This window comes from Arsenophonus apicola, assembly GCF_020268605.1.
GTDB lineage: Bacteria > Pseudomonadota > Gammaproteobacteria > Enterobacterales > Enterobacteriaceae > Arsenophonus > Arsenophonus apicola.
The window spans coordinates 2,614,480-2,634,822 of sequence record NZ_CP084222.1; the positions used below are offsets into that span (position 1 = coordinate 2,614,480).

General features: G+C 38.2%; 15 protein-coding genes and 2 pseudogenes. 12 read left to right on the forward strand and 5 right to left on the reverse strand.

The features are described from left to right. Nucleotides 1-2: 2 nt before the first annotated feature. The 8 genes and pseudogenes from lpxH to LDL57_RS12510 all read left to right on the forward strand — a co-directional run bounded on the left by lpxH (nt 3) and on the right by LDL57_RS12510 (nt 7,079). Nucleotides 3-728, forward strand: coding sequence for a UDP-2,3-diacylglucosamine diphosphatase (gene lpxH, locus LDL57_RS12475; protein ID WP_225505855.1), 726 nt, complete (start codon nt 3-5; stop codon nt 726-728). Nucleotides 729-854: 126 nt separating this feature from the next. Then, nucleotides 855-1,385: a 5-(carboxyamino)imidazole ribonucleotide mutase gene (gene purE / locus LDL57_RS12480; RefSeq protein ID WP_180559692.1), complete on the forward strand. Its 531-nt coding sequence runs from the start codon at nt 855-857 to the stop codon at nt 1,383-1,385. After that, a complete protein-coding gene (purK, locus tag LDL57_RS12485; protein ID WP_180559691.1) occupies nt 1,382-2,476 on the forward strand; it encodes a 5-(carboxyamino)imidazole ribonucleotide synthase in 1,095 nt (364 codons plus the stop codon). Before purE ends, purK begins: the two co-directional genes overlap by 4 nt. A 79-nt stretch (nt 2,477-2,555) precedes the next feature. Then, nucleotides 2,556-3,815, forward strand: coding sequence for an MFS transporter (locus LDL57_RS12490; RefSeq protein ID WP_180559690.1), 1,260 nt, complete (start codon nt 2,556-2,558; stop codon nt 3,813-3,815). Nucleotides 3,816-3,913: 98 nt separating this feature from the next. After that, a pseudogene (locus LDL57_RS12495) lies at nt 3,914-4,680 on the forward strand (SDR family oxidoreductase). Between the two features lie 80 nt (nt 4,681-4,760). Next, a complete protein-coding gene (locus tag LDL57_RS12500) occupies nt 4,761-5,618 on the forward strand; it encodes a co-chaperone YbbN (RefSeq protein WP_180559689.1) in 858 nt (285 codons plus the stop codon). A gap of 20 nt (nt 5,619-5,638) precedes the next feature. Next, nucleotides 5,639-6,580 carry an SPFH domain-containing protein gene (locus tag LDL57_RS12505; RefSeq protein WP_180559688.1) on the forward strand — a complete coding sequence of 314 codons (942 nt, stop codon included), beginning with the start codon at nt 5,639-5,641 and terminating at the stop codon, nt 6,578-6,580. Nucleotides 6,581-6,596: 16 nt separating this feature from the next. Beyond that, nucleotides 6,597-7,079, forward strand: coding sequence for an NfeD family protein (locus tag LDL57_RS12510; RefSeq protein ID WP_180559687.1), 483 nt, complete (start codon nt 6,597-6,599; stop codon nt 7,077-7,079). On the opposite strand, the gene cueR is transcribed toward LDL57_RS12510, so the two are convergent. Next, entirely contained in the window at nt 7,045-7,443 is a 399-nt protein-coding gene (gene cueR / locus LDL57_RS12515; protein WP_180559721.1) for a Cu(I)-responsive transcriptional regulator, read from the reverse strand. The two genes, LDL57_RS12510 and cueR, sit on opposite strands and share 35 nt — an antisense overlap. Nucleotides 7,444-7,573: 130 nt before the next feature. Between cueR and copA the strand changes: the two genes are divergently transcribed. From copA to ybaK, 3 genes are all read left to right on the forward strand, one after another. Further along, nucleotides 7,574-10,294, forward strand: coding sequence for a copper-exporting P-type ATPase CopA (gene copA, locus LDL57_RS12520; protein ID WP_180559686.1), 2,721 nt, complete (start codon nt 7,574-7,576; stop codon nt 10,292-10,294). Nucleotides 10,295-10,439: 145 nt separating this feature from the next. Beyond that, nucleotides 10,440-11,255: a TraB/GumN family protein gene (locus LDL57_RS12525; protein ID WP_180559685.1), complete on the forward strand. Its 816-nt coding sequence runs from the start codon at nt 10,440-10,442 to the stop codon at nt 11,253-11,255. A gap of 95 nt (nt 11,256-11,350) precedes the next feature. Next, on the forward strand, nt 11,351-11,824 hold the full coding sequence (ybaK, locus tag LDL57_RS12530) for a Cys-tRNA(Pro)/Cys-tRNA(Cys) deacylase YbaK (protein WP_180559684.1): 474 nt from the start codon (nt 11,351-11,353) through the stop codon (nt 11,822-11,824). Nucleotides 11,825-11,842: 18 nt separating this feature from the next. Here the strand turns inward: ybaK and ushA are convergent. Then, nucleotides 11,843-13,505 (reverse strand): annotated as a pseudogene (gene ushA / locus LDL57_RS12535) (bifunctional UDP-sugar hydrolase/5'-nucleotidase UshA). Between the two features lie 874 nt (nt 13,506-14,379). Between ushA and ybaL the strand changes: the two are divergent. Next, on the forward strand, nt 14,380-16,128 hold the full coding sequence (gene ybaL / locus LDL57_RS12540) for a YbaL family putative K(+) efflux transporter (RefSeq protein ID WP_180559683.1): 1,749 nt from the start codon (nt 14,380-14,382) through the stop codon (nt 16,126-16,128). A gap of 53 nt (nt 16,129-16,181) precedes the next feature. On the opposite strand, the gene LDL57_RS12545 is transcribed toward ybaL, so the two are convergent. The 3 genes from LDL57_RS12545 to hemH form a co-directional block, all read right to left on the reverse strand. After that, nucleotides 16,182-17,489: an inosine/guanosine kinase gene (locus tag LDL57_RS12545; protein WP_180559720.1), complete on the reverse strand. Its 1,308-nt coding sequence runs from the start codon at nt 17,487-17,489 to the stop codon at nt 16,182-16,184. Between the two features lie 98 nt (nt 17,490-17,587). Continuing rightward, complete coding sequence (gene wzz(fepE) / locus LDL57_RS12550; RefSeq protein ID WP_225505858.1) at nt 17,588-18,721, reverse strand: LPS O-antigen length regulator Wzz(fepE); 1,134 nt, start codon at nt 18,719-18,721, stop codon at nt 17,588-17,590. 634 nt (nt 18,722-19,355) lie between these two features. After that, on the reverse strand, nt 19,356-20,318 hold the full coding sequence (hemH, locus tag LDL57_RS12555) for a ferrochelatase (RefSeq protein WP_225507532.1): 963 nt from the start codon (nt 20,316-20,318) through the stop codon (nt 19,356-19,358). Between the last annotated feature and the right edge of the window lie 25 nt (nt 20,319-20,343).

Sequence of the window (20,343 nt, forward strand, 5' to 3'; positions counted from 1 at the left end):
CTATGGCAATCTTATTTATTGCTGACTTGCATTTAAGTGAAAAAGAACCGGCTATTACTGCCGGTTTTCTGAATTTCTTACGCGAACAAGCGAGTCAAGCTAAAGCTTTATATATTTTAGGTGATTTTTTTGATTATTGGATTGGTGATGATGATCCCAGTCTACTACACGAAGCAATAGCGCACGAACTCAAGGAATTGCAAAGTAAAGGCGTCCCTTGCTACTTTATTCATGGTAATCGTGATTTTTTACTGGGGAAAAAGTTCGCCAAAGAAAGTGGCATGACCTTACTACCAGCAGAGAAAGTGTTAACGCTACATGGCCATAATATCCTCATTTTACACGGTGATACACTTTGTACTGATGATATTTCCTATCAGCGTTATAGAAAACGAGTACATAATCGCTGGTTGCAACGGCTATTTCTAGCGCTTCCCTTATCTACCCGCCACCGTATCGCTGAAAGAATGCGTAAGAATAGCCAATCTGCCACTCGACTTAAGCCAGAATATATTACAGATGTCAATGAACAAGCGGTAATTGAAAAATTTCGTAAATATCAAGTCGATTGGATGATCCACGGTCATACGCATCGACCTGCGATCCATGAAATTAATGTTAATGGTAAAATATTACACCGAGCAGTGTTGGGTGCCTGGGATCAAAATGGCTCGGTAATCAAAATAACGCCTAAAACCATCGAGTTGCTTCATTTCCCTTTTTATTAACATTTCCCATCTCAGCTTAATCCTGCGATGAAAAAACTAGGCAAACGTTTTCCTTATTTATTAGCCATGATATGATCTCACTTAATTTGCCATCAATAAATGACTTAAAGCAGGAGCAACAAATTAATGAGCGCTCAATTTGATGCACAAAAATCGTCACATTCTAATCCCAAAATTGCCATCGTAATGGGTTCCAAAAGCGACTGGAGCACGATGAAATATGCTGCCGATATACTCTGTGAACTCACACTACCTCATCACGTAGAAATTGTTTCTGCTCATCGCACACCTGATAAACTCTTCACATTCGCTGCAGAAGCAAAAGAAAAAGGATTTCAGGTTATCATTGCTGGTGCTGGCGGGGCCGCACATTTACCCGGTATGTTAGCAGCCAAAACGTTGGTTCCTGTTTTTGGCGTCCCGGTGGTAACAGCGACGCTAAATGGTATTGATAGCCTTTATTCCATTGTGCAAATGCCAAAGGGAATTCCGGTGGCTACTTTTGCAATAGGTAAAGCGGGGGCAGCGAATGCGGCATTATTGGCAGCTCAATTCCTAGCTGGCACAGATAGCGAGCTTTATGAGCGTTTATCAATCTGGCGTTTAAAACAAACTAATGATGTCTTAAGCCATCCCGATCCACGGGAGGGGGAATGAAACCGATTTGCGTCCTTGGTAATGGCCAGTTAGGCCGCATGTTGCGTCAAGCGGGAGAGCCGTTAGGTATTAGCGTCTTTCCTATCGGTATCGATGATAAATTAGAGACTATTCCTTATCAAGACAGCATCATAACAGCCGAAATTGAACGCTGGCCAGAAACGCCGCTTACATGTGAATTAGCTCGCCAGCCTAGCTTTATTAATCGCGATATCTTCCCGCAACTGGCCGATCGATTGCCACAAAAAAAACTATTAGATTCTTTATCGTTAACGACAGCTCCCTGGCAGCTTCTTAGCAATCAAACACAATGGCCACAATTATTTGCTAAGCTAGGCGATTTTGTTATTGTTAAATGTCGTACTGGTGGTTATGACGGCCGTGGGCAATGGCGTATCACACCTGACAATCTATCACTACTGCCCGCTGAAATTTATGGCCAGGCGATTGTTGAAAAAGCTATTCCCTTTTCAGGCGAAGTTTCACTTGTTGCTGCACGTAATATACATGGCCAATGTGTCTTTTACCCGCTAACATACAATCTGCATCAAGAGGGCATGCTACGAGCCAGTATTGCTTTGCCTCAGCCCGATAAAAAATTGCAAACTGAAGCAGAATTGATGCTGTCGACCATTATGACAAGATTAAATTATGTGGGTGTGATGGCAATGGAATGTTTTATTTTAAATGATAAACTACTCATTAACGAATTAGCGCCACGAGTTCATAATAGTGGTCATTGGACGCAAAATGGCGCGTCTATTAGTCAATTTGAACTCCACCTGCGAGCCATTTCAAATCTGCCAATACCTACTCCTAACATAGAAACTACGTCAGTTATGATTAATTTGATAGGTACAGTATTAAATCCTGCATGGTTGTCATTACCTTTAGTTCATCTACATTGGTATGAAAAAGATGTTCGTCCTGGGCGTAAAGTAGGTCATCTAAATTTGTGTAGTAATAACTGGCAAGCGATAAATAACTCACTAAATACAATACAACCCTTACTTCCTAATGAATATAAGGATAGTATTGCATGGCTAAACACAAAATTAATGCATTTTCCACGACATAATAAGTGTAAATAAAACAACTAGCATATTGAATAAACCAGTATATTGTTAAGCTTACTGTTTTCATGCGATAGTTGTCTGCTTTGGAGTCATAATGCCTGCACAACAACAAATGTTTGGTCCTGTTTATCCATGGTATATGTTACTTTTATTGGGATTAATTTATTTCTTATCAACAGCAACCACTTTTACTTCACTTGGCGTCGTGCTACCTAGCATTATCAATGAATTCAATTGGAACTGGGCAGAAGCAGGACTGGGATTCACGATTTTAGGATTAACCTGTGGTTTATCAAGCTATCTGCCAACCTTAATGATCCGTGGGCTCGGGCTTAGAATGACACTATTATTTGGCCTTGCTATTTTTACCCTTGGCTTTTATTACCTCTATTCTATAACCAGTTTATTTGATTATTTTTCCGGTACTGCTCTGTTAGGTATTGGCTTTACATTTTTAGCAACGGTACCCGGTACTTATGTTATTTCTCGATTGTTTGAAAAGCAATCGCTCGCTTTTGGCTTCTACTTTACCATTGGTGGTTTAGGCGGTGTGGTCGGCCCTTGGATCTATTTTCTGGCAACACGTGTCTGGGGTTCATGGCGCATCCACTGGGTTATTTCAGCGCTTTGTTTGGCCATTATTGTCTTTATCACACTATTAACTTTACGCGAAGGCCAGCGTGAAATTTCACATGCCAAAGCGATCGCTAACAAGTTGACACAACACTCATCAGAAACAATCTACAAAACCAAAGAAATATGGTCTACCAGTGGAGCTTTACGCACCTGGCAATTTTATATCATAGCCGCTAGCTATACCGCCTTCCTTTGGTGTGGTATTACCGTTAATAGCTTTGCCGTTGCCCACATCATAGAACAAGGTTTTAGCGAAACAATTGCCGCAGGCTCTTTAAGTGTAATGGCTTTTATCAATGCTTTCTCGCGCCTGGCTGGCGGCGCAGTTGGTGAGCAGCTAGAACCAAAAAAATTATTAATAATCAGCCTAATAATTATTATCTGTGGGCTTATTGCCCTCAGTATGGCGACAACTTGGCTATGGCTAATTTTATTTACTCTGGGTATTGGGATCGGTTATGGCATGACCTTTCTAGCCTCAAGTGTTTTACTCGCTAATTATTTTGGCCGAGGCCCATACCTAGAACTTTTTTCTGTTATGAATTTACTCTCTACTTGCGCCTGTTTTGCCCCCTTTTTCGGCGGAATAATAAAGGATTATACAGCCAGTTTTACCCCTACATTTTTAATTATTGCGCTTCCTGTTTTCATCATTTTATTGTTAACACTATTAATGAAACCGCCAGTACAACGAGTCGCTCAAAATTACAAATTGTAATTAAAAACATTCTTATTTTACTTATTTAGCGCTTTATCTGTTGGCATTAAGAATCAATACTAATAGCTAGCATAATAATTTTATTGGGATCGAGAACCATGAAAAGAGTGATTTTTATTACTGGAACTTCAAGTGGTATTGGATTATGCGCGGCCAAAATTTTGCTAAGCAAAGGCATCGAATATTAGCGGGTTGTCGGAAAGAAGCGGATTTAATCGCTATGAAAACACTAGGCTTTGAACCAATCAAAATCGATATGGATAATGTAGAAAGTGTAAAACATGCCGCTCAACAAGTTATCGAATTAACTAATGGCCGATTATATGCCTTATTTAACAATGCCGGTTATGGGGTCTATGGCTCACTTAATACCATTAGTCGACAACAACTTGAACAGCAGTTTTCTACTAATTTTTTTAGTATCCATCAGCTTACCACTTTATTGTTACCAGCGATGCTTGCTCATGGTGAAGGACGTATTATTCAGACTAGTTCGGTATTAGGGATTGTCTCTTCTCCTGGTCGTGGTGCCTATGCAGCAAGTAAACATGCTTTAGAGGCTTGGTCAGATGCACTTCGGCTTGAATTAAAAGGGTCAGGAGTACAAGTTTGTATTATCGAACCTGGGCCAATTGAGACGCGTTTTACTGATAACGTCGAGCAAACCAACAAAGATAGTCCAGTAAAAAACCCGACTATTGCTGCAAAGCTAGCATTAAGGCCAGAACACGTTGTCAAACGACTACTCCATGCATTAGAGAGCCCTAAACCAAAAATTCGCTATCCAGTGACACTATTAACTTACGCTATTGCCTTTATGAAACGTCTTTTACCTGATCGATTGATGGATAAATTTTTAACGTAACAAATCCCTTTTCCCCCTTGAAATAACCAATTTTGATCTTATTTTATAGGGTTCACAGAACACAATTTAAGAGAACCATCATGCTTGCAACTGCTTATGCCATCGACGTAAATGAATCTAATCTACAACAAGTCATCGAACAATCAATGATGCAACCGGTTGTTTTCTATTTTTGGTCACCACAAAGTCCGCATTGCCAAGCACTTGGTGCCACACTGGATAAATTAGCGGCTGAGTACGCAGGCCAATTCACCCTGGCCAAGGTCAACTGTGATACAGAGCAAATGGTTGCCGCTCAATTCGGATTAAGAGCAATTCCAACCGTTTATTTATTACAACAAGGCCAACCGATTGATGGTTTTCAAGGACCTCAATCTGAAGAATTTATCCGCGATATGTTAACGCATGTCCTGCCGACGCCAGAAGAATTAAAAACTGCTCAAGCAATTGAGTTAATGGCCGCTGGAAAAACCGCGGAAGCTTTGCCATTGTTAAAAGAAGCCCATCAACTAGCACCTAATAATAGTGATATTAGCCTAACCTATGCAGAAGCATTGATTAGCCTCAACCAATTAGATGAAAGCCAGAAAATTTTGAACACCGTTGCTATTCAAGATCAAGATAGCCGTTATCAAGGTTTATTAGCGCAAATTGAACTACAAAAAAAAGCAGCAGATACACCGGAAATTCAGCAATTACAAGAGACATTCGCTCAACAGCCTGAAAACACGGAATTAGCTATACAGTTAACACTTAAACTACATGAAGTTAATAGAAATGAAGAAGCATTAGAAATTTTGCTAACATTTCTTAAGAAAGATTTATCGGCAGGAAATGTTTCGGTGAAAAAAACGATGATGGATATTTTATCTGCCTTAGGGCCTAGTGATCCTTTAACAAATCGCTACCGTCATCAGATTTACTCACTACTTTATTAACATCAAGCAGGAAAAACGCGATGGACTTATTTTCTTTTGGTGCCATACCTATCATTATTTTTGTCGCTATTGTCATTGTCTTAACTTGTGTCAAAACCGTACCACAAGGTTTTCAATGGACGGTTGAACGTTTTGGCCGCTATACCCGTACTCTACTACCGGGATTACATTTCATTGTCCCATTTATGGATAAAATTGGACGAAAAATCAATATGATGGAACGTGTTTTCGACATTCCATCGCAAGAAGTCATTTCTAAAGATAATGCCAATGTCACGATTGATGCCGTCTGTTTTATTCAAGTCGTTGATCCTGTTCGTGCCGCATACGAAGTAAATAACCTTGAATTATCAGTGATTAATCTCACCATGACCAATATTCGTACGGTATTAGGTGCCATGGAACTCGATGAAATTTTGTCTCAACGGGATGTCATCAATAGTCGTTTATTACATATTGTTGATGAAGCAACTAATACCTGGGGACTAAAAATTACTCGGATAGAAATCCGTGATGTTCGGCCGCCGAAAGAATTAATTAATGCCATGAATGCCCAAATGAAAGCCGAAAGAACCAAGCGCGCCGATATTCTTGAAGCCGAAGGGGTACGCCAGGCAGCGATACTCAAGGCAGAAGGTGAAAAACAGTCACAAATTTTAAAAGCTGAAGGTGAACGTCAATCAGCATTTCTACATGCTGAAGCACGAGAGCGCGCCGCAGAAGCCGAAGCCAAAGCAACCCAAATGGTCTCTAACGCCATTGCCAATGGTGACATGCAGGCAATAAACTATTTTATCGCACAAAAATATACCGAAGCATTAACCAATATTGGTAAAGCGGAAAATAGCAAAGTGATTATGATGCCACTTGAAGCAAGTAATTTAATGGGCGCTATTGGCGGCATTAGTGAACTATTTCAAGAAAACAAAAAACGCTATAGCCAAAAAAGTAATCAAACATAAATAGAGGTGTTAAACGATGCCTGAGCAAATAATTGCGCAACCGGCCTGGTTTTGGCTCTGCTTAGGTGGATTACTGCTGGTTGCTGAACTACTCGGTGCCGGCGGTTATCTACTCTGGTCTGGCGTTGCCGCTGTTATCACGGCGTTTATAACCTGGCTTATACCTGAGATGAGTTGGGATTGGCAAGGTCTATTATTTGCCATTATGATCATTCTTTCTGTATTGGGTTGGCGCAAATGGCTTAGCATACGTAACAAATCATTGCCCGATGAACCTAACCAAAAGCAACATCAATTAATTGGCACAAAAGCACGTTTAATCTCAGATACTAATAATGGCTATAGCAGAATACGGCTGGCTGATGGTAGTTGGCGTGTTTATTGTTCTGAGCAATTATCAGCTAATAGTGAAGTCGAAGTGATCGCTGTCGATGGTATTACACTAAAAGTCAAACCAGTTTGGTCTAATCAACATGATGACCAACTAGATGATCAATAATCGGGCATTTTGCATTGTTGTCCCCTGGACACGATGCAACCAATGTAAGTAAGCTATCTCGCATGACATTAAGAGCGGTAATGTTTTTTTCAATTTCACTAATTTTATTTAACGTCGCCGCTTTTATATCCGCACTATGGCGACGTGGGTTACGGAAAAGTTCAAGTAATTGCCGACACTCTTTTAACGTAAATCCAACCTCCCTAGCCTGCTTTAATAAGGTTAATTCATCCAAATGAGGTGGTTGATAATGACGATAGCCATTTTCACTTCTCATAGGTGGAGTAATTAATGACTTTTCTTCATAAAAGCGAATTGTTTTGGCACTTAATCCCGTTTTCTCTGCGACTTGAGTAATATTCATCATTTCACCTTGACCTTACCCTTACTAGAAGGTTTAACCTTTATAATATTCCAGGTTATTTCAGCCATAATGTTAGGAAGTAATTAGCATTATACCAATTAATTTATTGTATGCATTAGGAGAGTCAATTATGCCTAATATTACCATTCTAGCGCTACAAGGACTGACTTGCTCCCATTGTATTAACAAGCTAACAACAGCGCTGAAAGCACGGCCAGACATACAACAAGTTGCCGTTACACTTAATTATGCCAAAATCACCGGTTCTGCCTCCGTACAAGACATTATCAAAACCATTGAACAAGCCGGTTACCAAGGCAAAGTAGCGACACAGCCTGACATCAAACTACAACTTACAGGGCTTAATTGCCGCAATTGTGTCAATAAAACACAAAAAATACTGGAAAATATCAGCGGTGTTAGCGCCGCAATAGTGACTACTCAAACAGCCCAAATTTTTGGTACCGCCGATCCAGCAACGCTAATGGCTGCAATTAAGGCGATTGGCTACCAAGCGACATTGGAAACCAAAATCGCCCCTTCAATTCACCAACAATCAGCCATATCTTCGCCTGAGATAGCCCAAACCGCTAGTAAGCAAACTGCAGCGAATCAGCTTGAGAAACCGAATATTGATAGTGATACGATACAATTACTCATTAATGGTATGAGTTGCGCCAGTTGCGTTAACAAAGTACAAAAAGCGTTACTTAGTACGCCAGGTGTACAAAATGCTCAGGTTAATTTAGCCGAACGCAGTGCCTTGATCACTGGACAAGCTCAACATCAGGCATTAATTCAAGCGGTACAAAAAGCCGGTTACGATGCCGAAGTCATTGATAATGAAATGGAACATCGAGAAAAACAACAACAGTTCACTAAGGACTCTATACGCAAATTTCGTTGGCAAGCAGCTTTAGCGCTACTAGTTGGTATTGCCTTGATGATTTGGGGCATGATTGGCAACAATATGATGTTAAATGAAAAAAATCAGTATAGCTGGCTGCTTATTGGTCTGCTAACTCTGATTATTATGATTTTAACTGGTGGTCATTTTTATTACAACGCCTGGAGAAGTCTAATCAATGGCAGTGCCACAATGGATACTCTCGTTGCCCTGGGAACAAGCACCGCCTGGCTATATTCAATTAGCGTTAATTTGTGGCCAGATAAATTTCCTATCCCAGCCCGTCATCTTTACTATGAAGCTAGTCTAATGATTATTGGCTTAATTAATCTTGGACATGCATTAGAACAAGGGGCACGTCAACGTTCATCAAACGCCTTAAGGCGATTACTTGATCTCACACCACCCACTGCTCTGGTTATTAGTGAAAAGGGTGAAAATAGAGTGCCACTGTCTCAAGTTGAACAAGGTATGCTATTACGTCTGACTAGCGGTGATCGTATTCCTGTTGACGGTGAGTTGACTTATGGTGAAATTTGGCTAGATGAATCAATGTTAACTGGCGAAGCTGTTGCACAATATAAGACCGTAGGTGAAAAAGTACATGCAGGAACGGTGGTACAAGATGGTACCGCATTATTATGCGTCTCGGCAGTCGGTCAACATACGACCTTAGCGCGTATCATTAAATTAGTGCGCCAAGCTCAAAGCAGCAAGCCAGCAATAGGACAATTGGCCGATAAAATTGCCGCTATTTTCGTCCCTGGCGTGATCATAATAGCCTTAACTGCCGGGGCTATCTGGTATTTCTTTGGTCCATCACCACAAATCAGTTATGCATTAATTGTTACCACCAGTGTACTCATAATCGCTTGCCCTTGTGCGCTGGGTCTGGCAACACCAATGTCAATTATTGCTGGCGTCGCACGTGCCGCGGAATACGGTGCTTTGATACGCGATGCTGAAGCTTTACAACAAGCTAGCAACCTAGATACCCTGGTTTTCGATAAAACCGGAACCTTGACGATGGGCAAACCTGAAGTTATAGAAATTCATACTTTTAATCAATTTGAGCAATCCCAAGTACTAACCATTGCAGGCGCACTGGAAAAAGGTGCTAATCATCCATTAGCCAATGCGATTTTAGCGCAGAGCGTCGGGTTATCGCTACCAGAGGTAAATCAGTTCCGGACTTTAGCCGGCGCCGGAGTAAAAGGAGAAATCGACAATAAAACGATTTTGTTAGGTACTCAAGCCCTGATGTCACAATATTCGATTAACAGCCAACAAGTCGAGCAATTAATTGCTAAACAGGCTAACAAAGGGATCACGCCCGTCTTACTGGCGGTTGATAATCAATTAGCGGCCCTATTTTCTATTCGCGATCCACTAAGAGAAACTGCCATTAATGCGCTACAGCGATTACATAAGCAAAAATATCAATTGATTATGTTGACCGGTGATAATCCAATTACTGCCAGTGCGATTGCCAAAGAATTGGGAATCGACCAGGTGATTGCCGGTGTCTTACCTGATGAAAAAGCTGCTGTCATCGCTCAACTGCAAAAAATTGGTCATAAAGTTGCCATGATTGGGGATGGCATAAATGACGCCCCTGCTTTAGCCCAGGCTAATGTTGGTATTGCCATGGGAAGTGGTAGCGATATTGCAATTGAAACAGCCGCTATTACTTTAATCAATCATAACTTACATAGTGTTGCTGATACTGTGCAAATTGCCCAAGGAACGCTGCGTAATATGAAACAAAATCTGGTTGGTGCCTTTATTTATAACGCGCTAGGCATACCAATCGCAGCAGGTCTGTTTTATCCATTTACTGGAACCTTACTTAATCCGGTTATTGCCAGTGTTGCTATGGCCTTGTCATCAATTACTGTCGTTAGTAATGCAAATCGTTTATTACGTTTTAAACCTAAGCAATAAATTATCATTGGCGGATAACAAAATGGTGACTAAAAATCAGTTACCTTTTTTTACCAAACCATAGAAAGTCTTGTACTCGATGATTAAAAACAGCTAACCTATTAAACTGGCAATGAGGAATTTTTGCGTTAAGGGGAAGTGAAGAATGGTAGCGCCTATATTATCTAGGCTAAAAAAATATTTGATTGCCAATAAGACTAAACATTATCCATATCCTGCTTATGATATTAGCTTGGCTGGAAATATTCACCTGCATCTCATTGGCAGTATTCATATGGCCAGCAAAAATATGTTTCCGCTACCTCAAATTCTTATAAACAAACTCAATCAGTGCGACGCTTTAATTGTTGAAGCTGATATTACCGACACAGTGCCTCCCTTGACTAACAATCCCGTCATCCCTTATCCACCGGTCAAACAGCGACTTTCACCCACACTTTACCTGAAATTTAAATATTATTGCCAAGAAATTAAACTATACGTTGAGCAATTAGATAGGCTTGCTGCCTGGCAAATTGCTTTGATCTTACAAGCCAATCAAGCACAAAATTTAGGATTACTTCCTCAATACGGGATAGATTATCAACTACTGCTAGCTGCCAGGCAACAGCAAAAACCGATCATTGAACTAGAAGGCGCCACCTCTCAAATCGAGCTACTCATGAATTTACCTAACAATGGGCAGTCTTTATTGGAAGATACTTTGACTTATTGGCACTCCAACGCCCGTTCTTTACAAATAATGTTAAGTTGGTGGATGAACTTTAAACCTGAGGTTGATTTAAAATTACCAAGAACTTTTCGTGATGATGTTTATCAGTTATTGATGCAAGAACGTAATTTATTATGGTGTCAAAAGTTAAAAAAATTGTCAGCGGGTCATTATGTCGTGGCCGTTGGCGCCTTACATTTATACGGCGACAATAATCTTGCTAGCTTATTTAAACAGCAAATCGACTAATTCAATCCCATTTTTATTTAAACAATATTGCCAAGCAAAATAATAAAGTGTCTATTGAACTGTTCACTATAACATTATATAAAATAAGGTTTTGTATGACTCCCGCTATTAATTTATTAGAAAAAAACAAAATCAAATATGTGCTACATAGCTATAAGCATGATGCACATATATATCACTTTGGCCAAGAGGCAGTAGAAAAATTGGGGCTTGATGCCAGACAAGTATTTAAAACGTTGCTGGTGGTGTTAAATGGAGATAGCAAACATCTGGTGGTTGCTATCACACCAGTATCAGGACAACTTAATTTGAAACAGGTTGCCAGCACATTTAACGCAAAAAAAGCAGAAATGGCCGATCCGCAAATCGCCCAAAAAACAACGGGCTATTTATTAGGCGGAATAAGCCCATTAGGGCAAAAAAAATGTCTACCAACAATTATTGATGAACAAGCCAAGCAATTTGCAACTATCTATATTTCAGGCGGAAAAAGAGGGCTAGATATAGAACTTGATCCTAACGACTTGGCTAATTTATTAAATGCAATATTTGCCAATATAAAAAAGTGATAAATAATTCCGCTTTATTTAATGACTAATAATTTCTCTGCTAGGCGCATAATCAATAACTTTTAATGGTGCATGTTTTTCAATAAAATTCTTTAATACCTCAGCATCCACTAATCCTGTATTAACATAATTTGGATGATGATTGATTTTCGGGTAACCATCACCACCAAAAGCAATAAAATCTAATGTTGCCATACGATAATGCTTTTTATCATCTAATGGTTGACCGGCTATTTTAATATCTGTAATTGTACCATCTTTATGACGAATTAAACTGATATTATAGAATTGGGCATAAGCCCCCGAACCTGACGTCATACTAGCGACGGCTGCTAAATAGTTTTTCACTTCCTGAGCATTAAAATCAACATAGGCTATGTGATTAGCAAACGGTAAAACCTTAAGTACTTGTCGATAACTGATCTGACCTCGATCAATAGAATTACGGATCATGCCACTGCTCATAATGGCAAAATCGGCATTTACACGTTCCACTTGCGACGCTAAGATGAGACGCGCTAAATTAGTTTGGCCAAAACGAACCTTGTTGCGATCACCTTGTAATCTTCCATCAACAAAACCCAAATGGATATCTAATTGTTGACGACCTTTTGCTTGAAAAGGCGAGAGTAATTTCACCATATCAACATCAGGCGGAATTTCTTGCGTATAAAAAGTTAACTCTGTCGAACCATCTTGGTTAAGTCGTTTTTTCTTTAAATTGATAGGTATAAGTCGATAGCGTTTTAACATAAATTCGCCATTTTTAAATTCAAAATCAGCCCGCCCGACATATTTACCCCACTCATGAGCCTGCACAATCCAAGTCCCATTTTGGCGATCTGGTCTACATAATGTCCCAGGCACATAATCTACTTGTTTATAATTTTTCCGGTTAACGGACATACAAACTGGATCTTGTGAATGACCGCCCACTATCATATCCAGATAGCCTGTTGGTAAACTTCGCGCCATTTTAACATCGCCAGGCGCATTAGAACCATGTTCGCCATTGTTATAATGCCCCATATGGGTAGCAGCAATAATGATATCAGGCTTTTCATTAGCACGTAGAGATTGGATCACCATTTTCGCCTCATTGACAGGCGAACGAAATTCTATATCGGAAATTACCCTTGGGTTAGCTAACTTAACAGTATCGTCGGTAGTTAAACCAATAACGGCAATCTTGATGCCCTGTTGATTAAAAATTTGATAGGGTTTGAATAATCTCTGTCCGGTACTGGTTTGATAAATATTAGCTGACAAAAAAGGAAAAGTTGCCCATTGCTGTTGCTTGCGTAAAATCGTTAACGGCTTATCAAATTCATGATTACCAAGTACCATTGCATCATAACCAATCATATTCATGCCTTTAATATCTGGTTCAGCATCTTGCAAGTCGGATTCAGGCACACCAGTATTAATATCACCACCAGAAAGCAGTAAAACAATTCCCCCTCTTTTTGCCGCATCATGACGAATTTTTGCAACTAATGTTTTTTGCGCCGCTAAACCATATTCTCCGTTTTTGTTATGCCAAAAATGACCATGATGATCATTAGTGTGTAATATCGTGATGGAATAGATTTTTTTTTTGCCATGCAATTGCGGTTGAACTTAATAACAACCATAAAAATAGAATTAACCCACTCAGGGAAGTCTTAAGTGACAATCGCATATCAATCTCCAGTATTCAAATCTATACCCAATGTATTTCATCGAGCAATTTTTTTTATATCCCTAACTATTTTATTATTCTTTCAATATTTTATTTGATTATTACCACATAAATTGTCCTAGTTATTACGCAAGATTAAAAATATTGCTATTCATACTCTCAATTGGATAACAATATAGAGACTGAATCGCGATTATAAAAGAAATAGTGGCTATTGATTATTTTAATTCCATTAATCTACTGAAAAACATAATAAAATCACATAAAGCTTATTTTATAATTAATTTTATTTTTGCCAAAAATGATGATAAGAGCGACCATCGGAGCGATAAGTAATCAATTTATTTTGATTTTTACAATTTTTTTTATCTTATTAGCATAAATAACTACTATACTTGTTATTTAATACACCATTTTGCTATTTATATCCAAAATACAAAAGTATCAAGCTTGTAATGCATAATGTAGCAATGCTTGATAAATACGCTTTGGCATTAACCTTTGGAGACAATTGCAATCAATCCAACATTAACAATGTATATTACAAATAAAGCGTATTGAATTAATTAGTTCAATCTGAATTTTTCATCATTATCATTTTGTTTTATCCTATCATTACCAAATATGAATAAAAAAAAGAATAATAGTTTATATTATAATATATTATAAAATAATAAATTATAGTTATAATGGTTAATATGATTATTTGCTGGGTATTTTTATTAAAAAAACAACCTGTTCTTTTCTTTTTTTATCGTTAACCGCTTTTTTATTATTTTAACGTGATTTTTTTAGCGCTTTTTTAGTTTATAGCAGATAAAATAAGCTTGAATTTTACATGACGTATTTTGTCATTCAAAAAAGAGGAGATTTAATGGATCATTCAGCATCATCCCTCATCACAACAATTGTTGGTGGTTTAGCTCTTGCCTATCTGTTTGGTATGATTGCACAACGGCTAAGAATATCACCGTTAGTCGGCTATTTGCTGGCCGGTGTTCTTATTGGTCCATTTACACCAGGCTTTGTTGCAAATACAAATTTAGCCAGCGAACTTGCTGAAATTGGTGTTATATTATTGATGTTTGGTGTTGGTTTACATTTTTCCTTAAAAGATCTTTTAGCCGTAAAATCGATTGCTATTCCTGGTGCTATCGCTCAAATAATTACCGCGACCTTATTAGGTCTTGGTTTAGCCATACTATTTGGCTGGGGATTATTTGCTGGAATTGTTTTTGGTCTTTGTCTCTCGACAGCTAGTACAGTAGTACTGTTGAGGACATTAGAAGAACGTCAACTTATCGATAGTAAACGAGGACGCATTGCCATCGGCTGGTTGATTGTCGAAGATTTAGTCATGGTATTGACACTAGTATTGCTCCCCGCAATTGCCGGTATTGTCGATAGCAATAATGCCAGTTTTAATGAGCTAGCTATTAAATTAACCTTTACCGTTGGTAAAGTCGCTATTTTTATTATCATTACTCTTTTCATGGGCCGCCAACTTATTCCATGGATGCTAGCCCGTACTGCGGCAACCGGTTCTCGAGAATTATTTACACTAGCAGTTTTAGTATTAGCGCTCGGTATTGCCTATGCTGCAGTAACGCTATTTAATGCTTCTTTTGCCCTAGGTGCATTTTTCGCTGGCATGATCTTAAATGAATCTGAATTAAGCCATCGAGCCGCCCAAGATACACTCCCCTTGCGAGATGCCTTTGCGGTTCTGTTCTTTGTATCAGTTGGTATGCTTCTCGATCCTATCATATTGATAGAACAGTCACTCGCTATATTGGCGGTTTTAGCGATCATTACTATTGGTAAATCACTCGCCGCATTACTGTTAGTGAGACTATTTGGTCATAGCCGTCGTACCGCCTTAACTATCGCGATAAGTCTGGCACAAATTGGTGAATTCTCTTTCATCCTAGCCGGAATGGGGATTGCACTCAATGTATTTGATAGTCAAGCACCAAACCTGGTTTTGGCTGGTGCAATCGCCTCTATTATGATTAATCCATTGCTCTTTAGCTTACTTGACCGTTATCTGAAGAAAACAGAAACAACAGAAGAAGAATTATTAGCAGAAACACAAGAAGAAGTTGCCCAAATTCCTGTCGATATTTGCGGTCATGCCATTATTGTTGGTTATGGTCGTGTTGGCACCATTCTGGCGGAAAAATTACGTCAAAAAGATATCCCGCTAGTCGTTATTGAAAATACCCGTGCCCGATTTGAAGAATTAGCCAAAAATGGCTTCCGCTCATTAATTGGCAATGCTGTAAACAAAGCATTAATGAAACTGGCTCGCATAGATTGTGCGCAAACACTGTTACTAACCATTCCAAATGGTTATGAAGCAGGACAAATTGTCGAGAAAGCTAGATTATTAAACCCTGACATTACAATTATCGTGCGTGCCCATTATGATGATGAAGTTAGATATATTCGTGAACGTGGTGCAAATCATATCGTTGTTGGTGAACATGAAATTGCCAAAACCATGGCGCATTTCCTAGCTAAAAAGAAAACAAGCGACTGTGTCATTGACAATCATGAAGATAATTTATTATCAGGCACTAAAGATTTAGATAAATACTTAAAACCTGATGCTTCTAACTAGCCGATAAAAATAAATCAGGGGGAAATATAAGCTTTCTCCCGATTTTAATTAAATTACCGTTCCCAATAAGATTCCTCTAAACTATCCTCTTTTTCAGGCAAACTGCGCGTTAAACGCGGTGAATGCTGAATAAGCACCTGATAACTCACTCTATTAGCATATTTACACACCTGTGCTAAGGAAGAATATGTCAGAAAGGGCAGAAAATGTTTTTTTGAATTGGGAATATTTAAGCGATGAAAACGATTGGCGGTAATATCGTGTAATAATGCTGACAGAGCACCATCCCCGGCTCCATTGGTATTCATAATTTTGTCTGGCCCACCCATATAAGGCTCAATATGTGAGTAGATCTTAAAAGGAAGTTGACAATCTTTTTTTCTCATTGCCCGGCTAAATTCATAACGATTGAATTGCTTAATAGCACCAGATAACAGAGGATGTTGAGTTTTTCTTTTATAAGTCGATTCGGTAAAGCCTGCCATGTACAGTCCGTCAACACCGGCGGTACAAAGAGCCAGATCAACCCAATCAAGCACCTTGTCGGCAGCTAATAAGGGATCGTTAAACCCTGTCAACTCAAACGCTTCTTCTTCATTCATTGCCACAACAGAAACATATTTAGCGATAAAATCCTGCCAAAAGGCAGGATCATCGGCAATAACAAATTTAGTACCCATGGTTAGCACCACTGGCACATCATGTTTTTTGGCATATTCTATTGCTTGAATGGTTGCTGCTGGCATCGGTTCACCTGACCGACAACGGACAAGATAAGCAGTAATAACCAGAGCTGATGCTCCTGCAATAATTTGCTCAGGGATGCTCTCAGGACGCAATTGGTTCATTAACCCAGGACTAATTGCAAATGTCCGCTCACCATTTTCCGTAATTAAGGTAAAACAGCGACCAATCGGACCATTAACACCTTGTAAATAATTTAAATCCATCCGGCTGGAAGTATGGCATAGATAACGATAGGCATAACTGCCAATTTGAATGTTATTGCACATCGTACCCAGCAACACAGATCTATTATCAGCTAATAAAGAGTAATTATGTAAAGTATTCCCTATCGTACCACCAGCAAACTCATGGCTAATAAGATTTTTCTCTGTTAACTCACGATAAAGTTTTTCAGCCATCGCATCTTCAATAACTAAAGAGTGCCCCTGGCTGAGTTGATAACGCTGAATGAAATCATCATCAACTTTCGCTTCAATATCAACCAGAGTTTGGTCAATACCAACAATATAAGCATGATCGCCTGCGCTATTGATTAACTCTTGACTGGATAATAAGGGATCTCGAAGACTAACAGGAAAATAGTGCTTGGACTTACGTTGACCAGGGAATTTCATAATAGGTATGATTAGTATTAACGAAAGAAGCAAGTCTAACATAATTAACATCATTGAGCAGCAGGAAAATCGCCTGCTGCTTATTTAAAATTATCACCTCAGACTTTTTGCTTGCGGTTATTTACCATATGGCGTAACAAAACATAAATACAACCGAAAATTAAACCAGCTATTCCAGCTAATACTAGCATATACGTTCGGTTGGGTGCCTGTTTAGCAATGGGTAGAGTTGGCTTTTGCATATATTTTACCGGTTGGAACCAAATATCTTTCGTATCTAATGCCTGTAATTGTTGGATATATTGTTGACTACTTAACAAGTCAGGATTCGATAATGACAGATCATTAGCCTTTTCAATAATAGCCAATTTTTTAGCTAATGCTTCTGAACCTAATGCAATAGGATAATCTGGATCATCTTGAATAAAGTTATGCGTAGTTGAAACCGGTTTTTTCAAACCAACCGATTGTGCTATAGCTAATGAATTTTTCAGCCGCTGAATCGCAACCCGATTCGCATTTTCCAAAGTTGCCAGCTCGATAGCATATTTACCTTTAGCATAAACAAGTTGTTGCGCTATTTTTTCATTTAACTCCGCTTTAATTTCTTGCCGTACATTCGATCCAATATAACGCAGATAATCAGACAATAAATTCTGTGCATCTTGAGCCGTTGCGGCAGTAAATCCTATGCTTGCTTCTATCAACTGCTCTTGCATATTAGTAATATTATTAACTGCACTATTACTAAAAGTGATTTTGCCAACCGTAATATCATTTTTCATATCACGTAAAAGCTGATGTTCCCTTTCTAACGAATGTGACTCTGTGGATTTAACTAACCGTTGAAAATAGTCGCTACTTTTTAGAAAATTTTCCTGTAACAACTGAGAACGATAAGCGTCAAGAAATTTTGTATAAATTTGCTGAGCATCAATATTTGTTTCAACATCCAGTACTTTTAACTGACTAAGGAATTCATTCAGCTTAAACATTTCTTGAGCAGTAGGTTGAACAACTATGGCTTCACTTTTCCATTTTTGCGGAGAAAATAGCGTCCAGCAAAAAATGGCAGCGGTAAAAACCACAACAAACATAATAAGCAACAATTTAGATTTATAGAGAATAGAAAATAGTTCAAATAAATCGATTTCATCATCTTGTTTTATCTTAGCCGAATAAAAAGATGGATCGATCTCAGAGGTTGCATCCAATAATTGTCTATTTGTCATAATTTAAAGTTTCTAACCGTCATATTGTTAACAATTAATCACAAATATTCATCTATCTCTATCTTATACAGACTTGAATAGTTAAATAATCAAATAATTCTCATTAATCAAGAAAAGTTTAGCCATAATATTCTACATTTCCAACCTTAATAAAACACACAAATCACATTTATCAACAATATTCTCATTTTTACAACTATGATATTTAAAGCCAGTAAAATGCCACAAACTATTTAACAAAAACCAATAACATATTAATCTTTCTAAAAAATAAGAATAAATAATAAAAAATATTTAAACAATACAAATATCACATAAATCATTTACCACCTTAGACAGCAATAATAATCTATATTACCAGTTTAAATATATAATTTTACAATTATTAGATAAAATTAACGATCTCAAACAAGTTATTACAGTGAAATTTCAAATTTATGATAGTGTTATAATCACTAAAGTAACTTTTAATTTTATCTAGATTCCCTTCAAATAATTACTAATCTTAATTCCACTACTCACATAAAATAGTTAGAAATTATTTTAGTTTTATATTAATTAAACATAATATGCTTATTTAGAGTGTTTTAATAAAAATAGTTTTTATTTAAAAACTTAAAATTGATAAATGAGTCTATAACCTATCTGTGATTAATTCGGCCATTAACTGAATATGATTATTTGAAGCATTAAGTGCAGGTATGTATTGATACTTTTCGCCACCAGCAGCATAAAATAATTTTTTATTTTGCACCGCGATCTCCTCTAGAGTTTCCAGACAATCGACTGAAAAACCCGGACATAACAGTTGAACATGCTTAACACCACTCTTTGCTAAGCTTGCTAAGGTAACGTCTGTGTAAGGTGTAAGCCAGGGTTCACGCCCAAAACGTGACTGATAAGTCATGATAATTTTATCAGCCGGAAAATCAATTAATTCACTAAATAAACGGGTTGTCAACTCGCATTGTTGCGGATAAATATCACCTGTTTCTGCATAACGTTGAGGGATACCATGATAAGAAAGTAATAACCGATCAGGTTTCCCATACTGTGCAAAACTTAATTCAACCGACTTTTTTAATGCCTCAATATAATAAGGATGATCGGCATAACTACGAATAAAGTGAAGCCCGGGTATGGTTCGATATTTTTTTAATGCTCGACTAATCGCATCAAACACTGACGCAGTGGTTGAACAAGAATATTGCGGATAAAGCGGCAATACAATAATATTTTCAACCTGCTGAATTAATAGTTTGTCAATCGCATCTGCAACAGAAGGTGAACCATAACTCATACCTAATTCCACAGGAATAGTGGGTAGTTGTTTTGCCAGTGCAGCCTGCTGTTGCAAACTATAACTTAGCAATGGAGAACCCGCTTCTGTCCAAATTGATTGATATAATCTAGCAACTTTTGGCGAGCGTAATGGTAAAATCACTAAATGTAATAACGGTTTCCAAATTATCCTCGAAATATCAATAACTCTTACATCACTAAGAAACTCTGCCAAAAAACGTTTCACCGCCGCTGGCGTCGGTGCATCAGGCGTCCCTAAGTTAACTAATAAAACACCATACTTCTTAATGCGCATGCCAATTGGCTCCATTTTATTTACT

Bases quoted from the DNA above. Each gene is read 5' to 3' on its own strand.
- purK (WP_180559691.1), top strand. From the start codon at position 1,382: ATGAAACCGATTTGCGTCCTTGGTAATGGCCAGTTAGGCCGCATGTTG.
- hemH (WP_225507532.1), bottom strand. From the start codon at position 20,318: ATGCGCATTAAGAAGTATGGTGTTTTATTAGTTAACTTAGGGACGCCT.
- ybaK (WP_180559684.1), top strand. From the start codon at position 11,351: ATGACTCCCGCTATTAATTTATTAGAAAAAAACAAAATCAAATATGTG.
- cueR (WP_180559721.1), bottom strand. From the start codon at position 7,443: ATGAATATTACTCAAGTCGCAGAGAAAACGGGATTAAGTGCCAAAACA.
- ybaL (WP_180559683.1), top strand. From the start codon at position 14,380: ATGGATCATTCAGCATCATCCCTCATCACAACAATTGTTGGTGGTTTA.
- lpxH (WP_225505855.1), top strand. From the start codon at position 3: ATGGCAATCTTATTTATTGCTGACTTGCATTTAAGTGAAAAAGAACCG.
- LDL57_RS12545 (WP_180559720.1), bottom strand. From the start codon at position 17,489: ATGAAATTCCCTGGTCAACGTAAGTCCAAGCACTATTTTCCTGTTAGT.
- LDL57_RS12525 (WP_180559685.1), top strand. From the start codon at position 10,440: ATGGTAGCGCCTATATTATCTAGGCTAAAAAAATATTTGATTGCCAAT.
- LDL57_RS12490 (WP_180559690.1), top strand. From the start codon at position 2,556: ATGCCTGCACAACAACAAATGTTTGGTCCTGTTTATCCATGGTATATG.
- LDL57_RS12505 (WP_180559688.1), top strand. From the start codon at position 5,639: ATGGACTTATTTTCTTTTGGTGCCATACCTATCATTATTTTTGTCGCT.
- copA (WP_180559686.1), top strand. From the start codon at position 7,574: ATGCCTAATATTACCATTCTAGCGCTACAAGGACTGACTTGCTCCCAT.
- LDL57_RS12510 (WP_180559687.1), top strand. From the start codon at position 6,597: ATGCCTGAGCAAATAATTGCGCAACCGGCCTGGTTTTGGCTCTGCTTA.
- LDL57_RS12500 (WP_180559689.1), top strand. From the start codon at position 4,761: ATGCTTGCAACTGCTTATGCCATCGACGTAAATGAATCTAATCTACAA.
- purE (WP_180559692.1), top strand. From the start codon at position 855: ATGAGCGCTCAATTTGATGCACAAAAATCGTCACATTCTAATCCCAAA.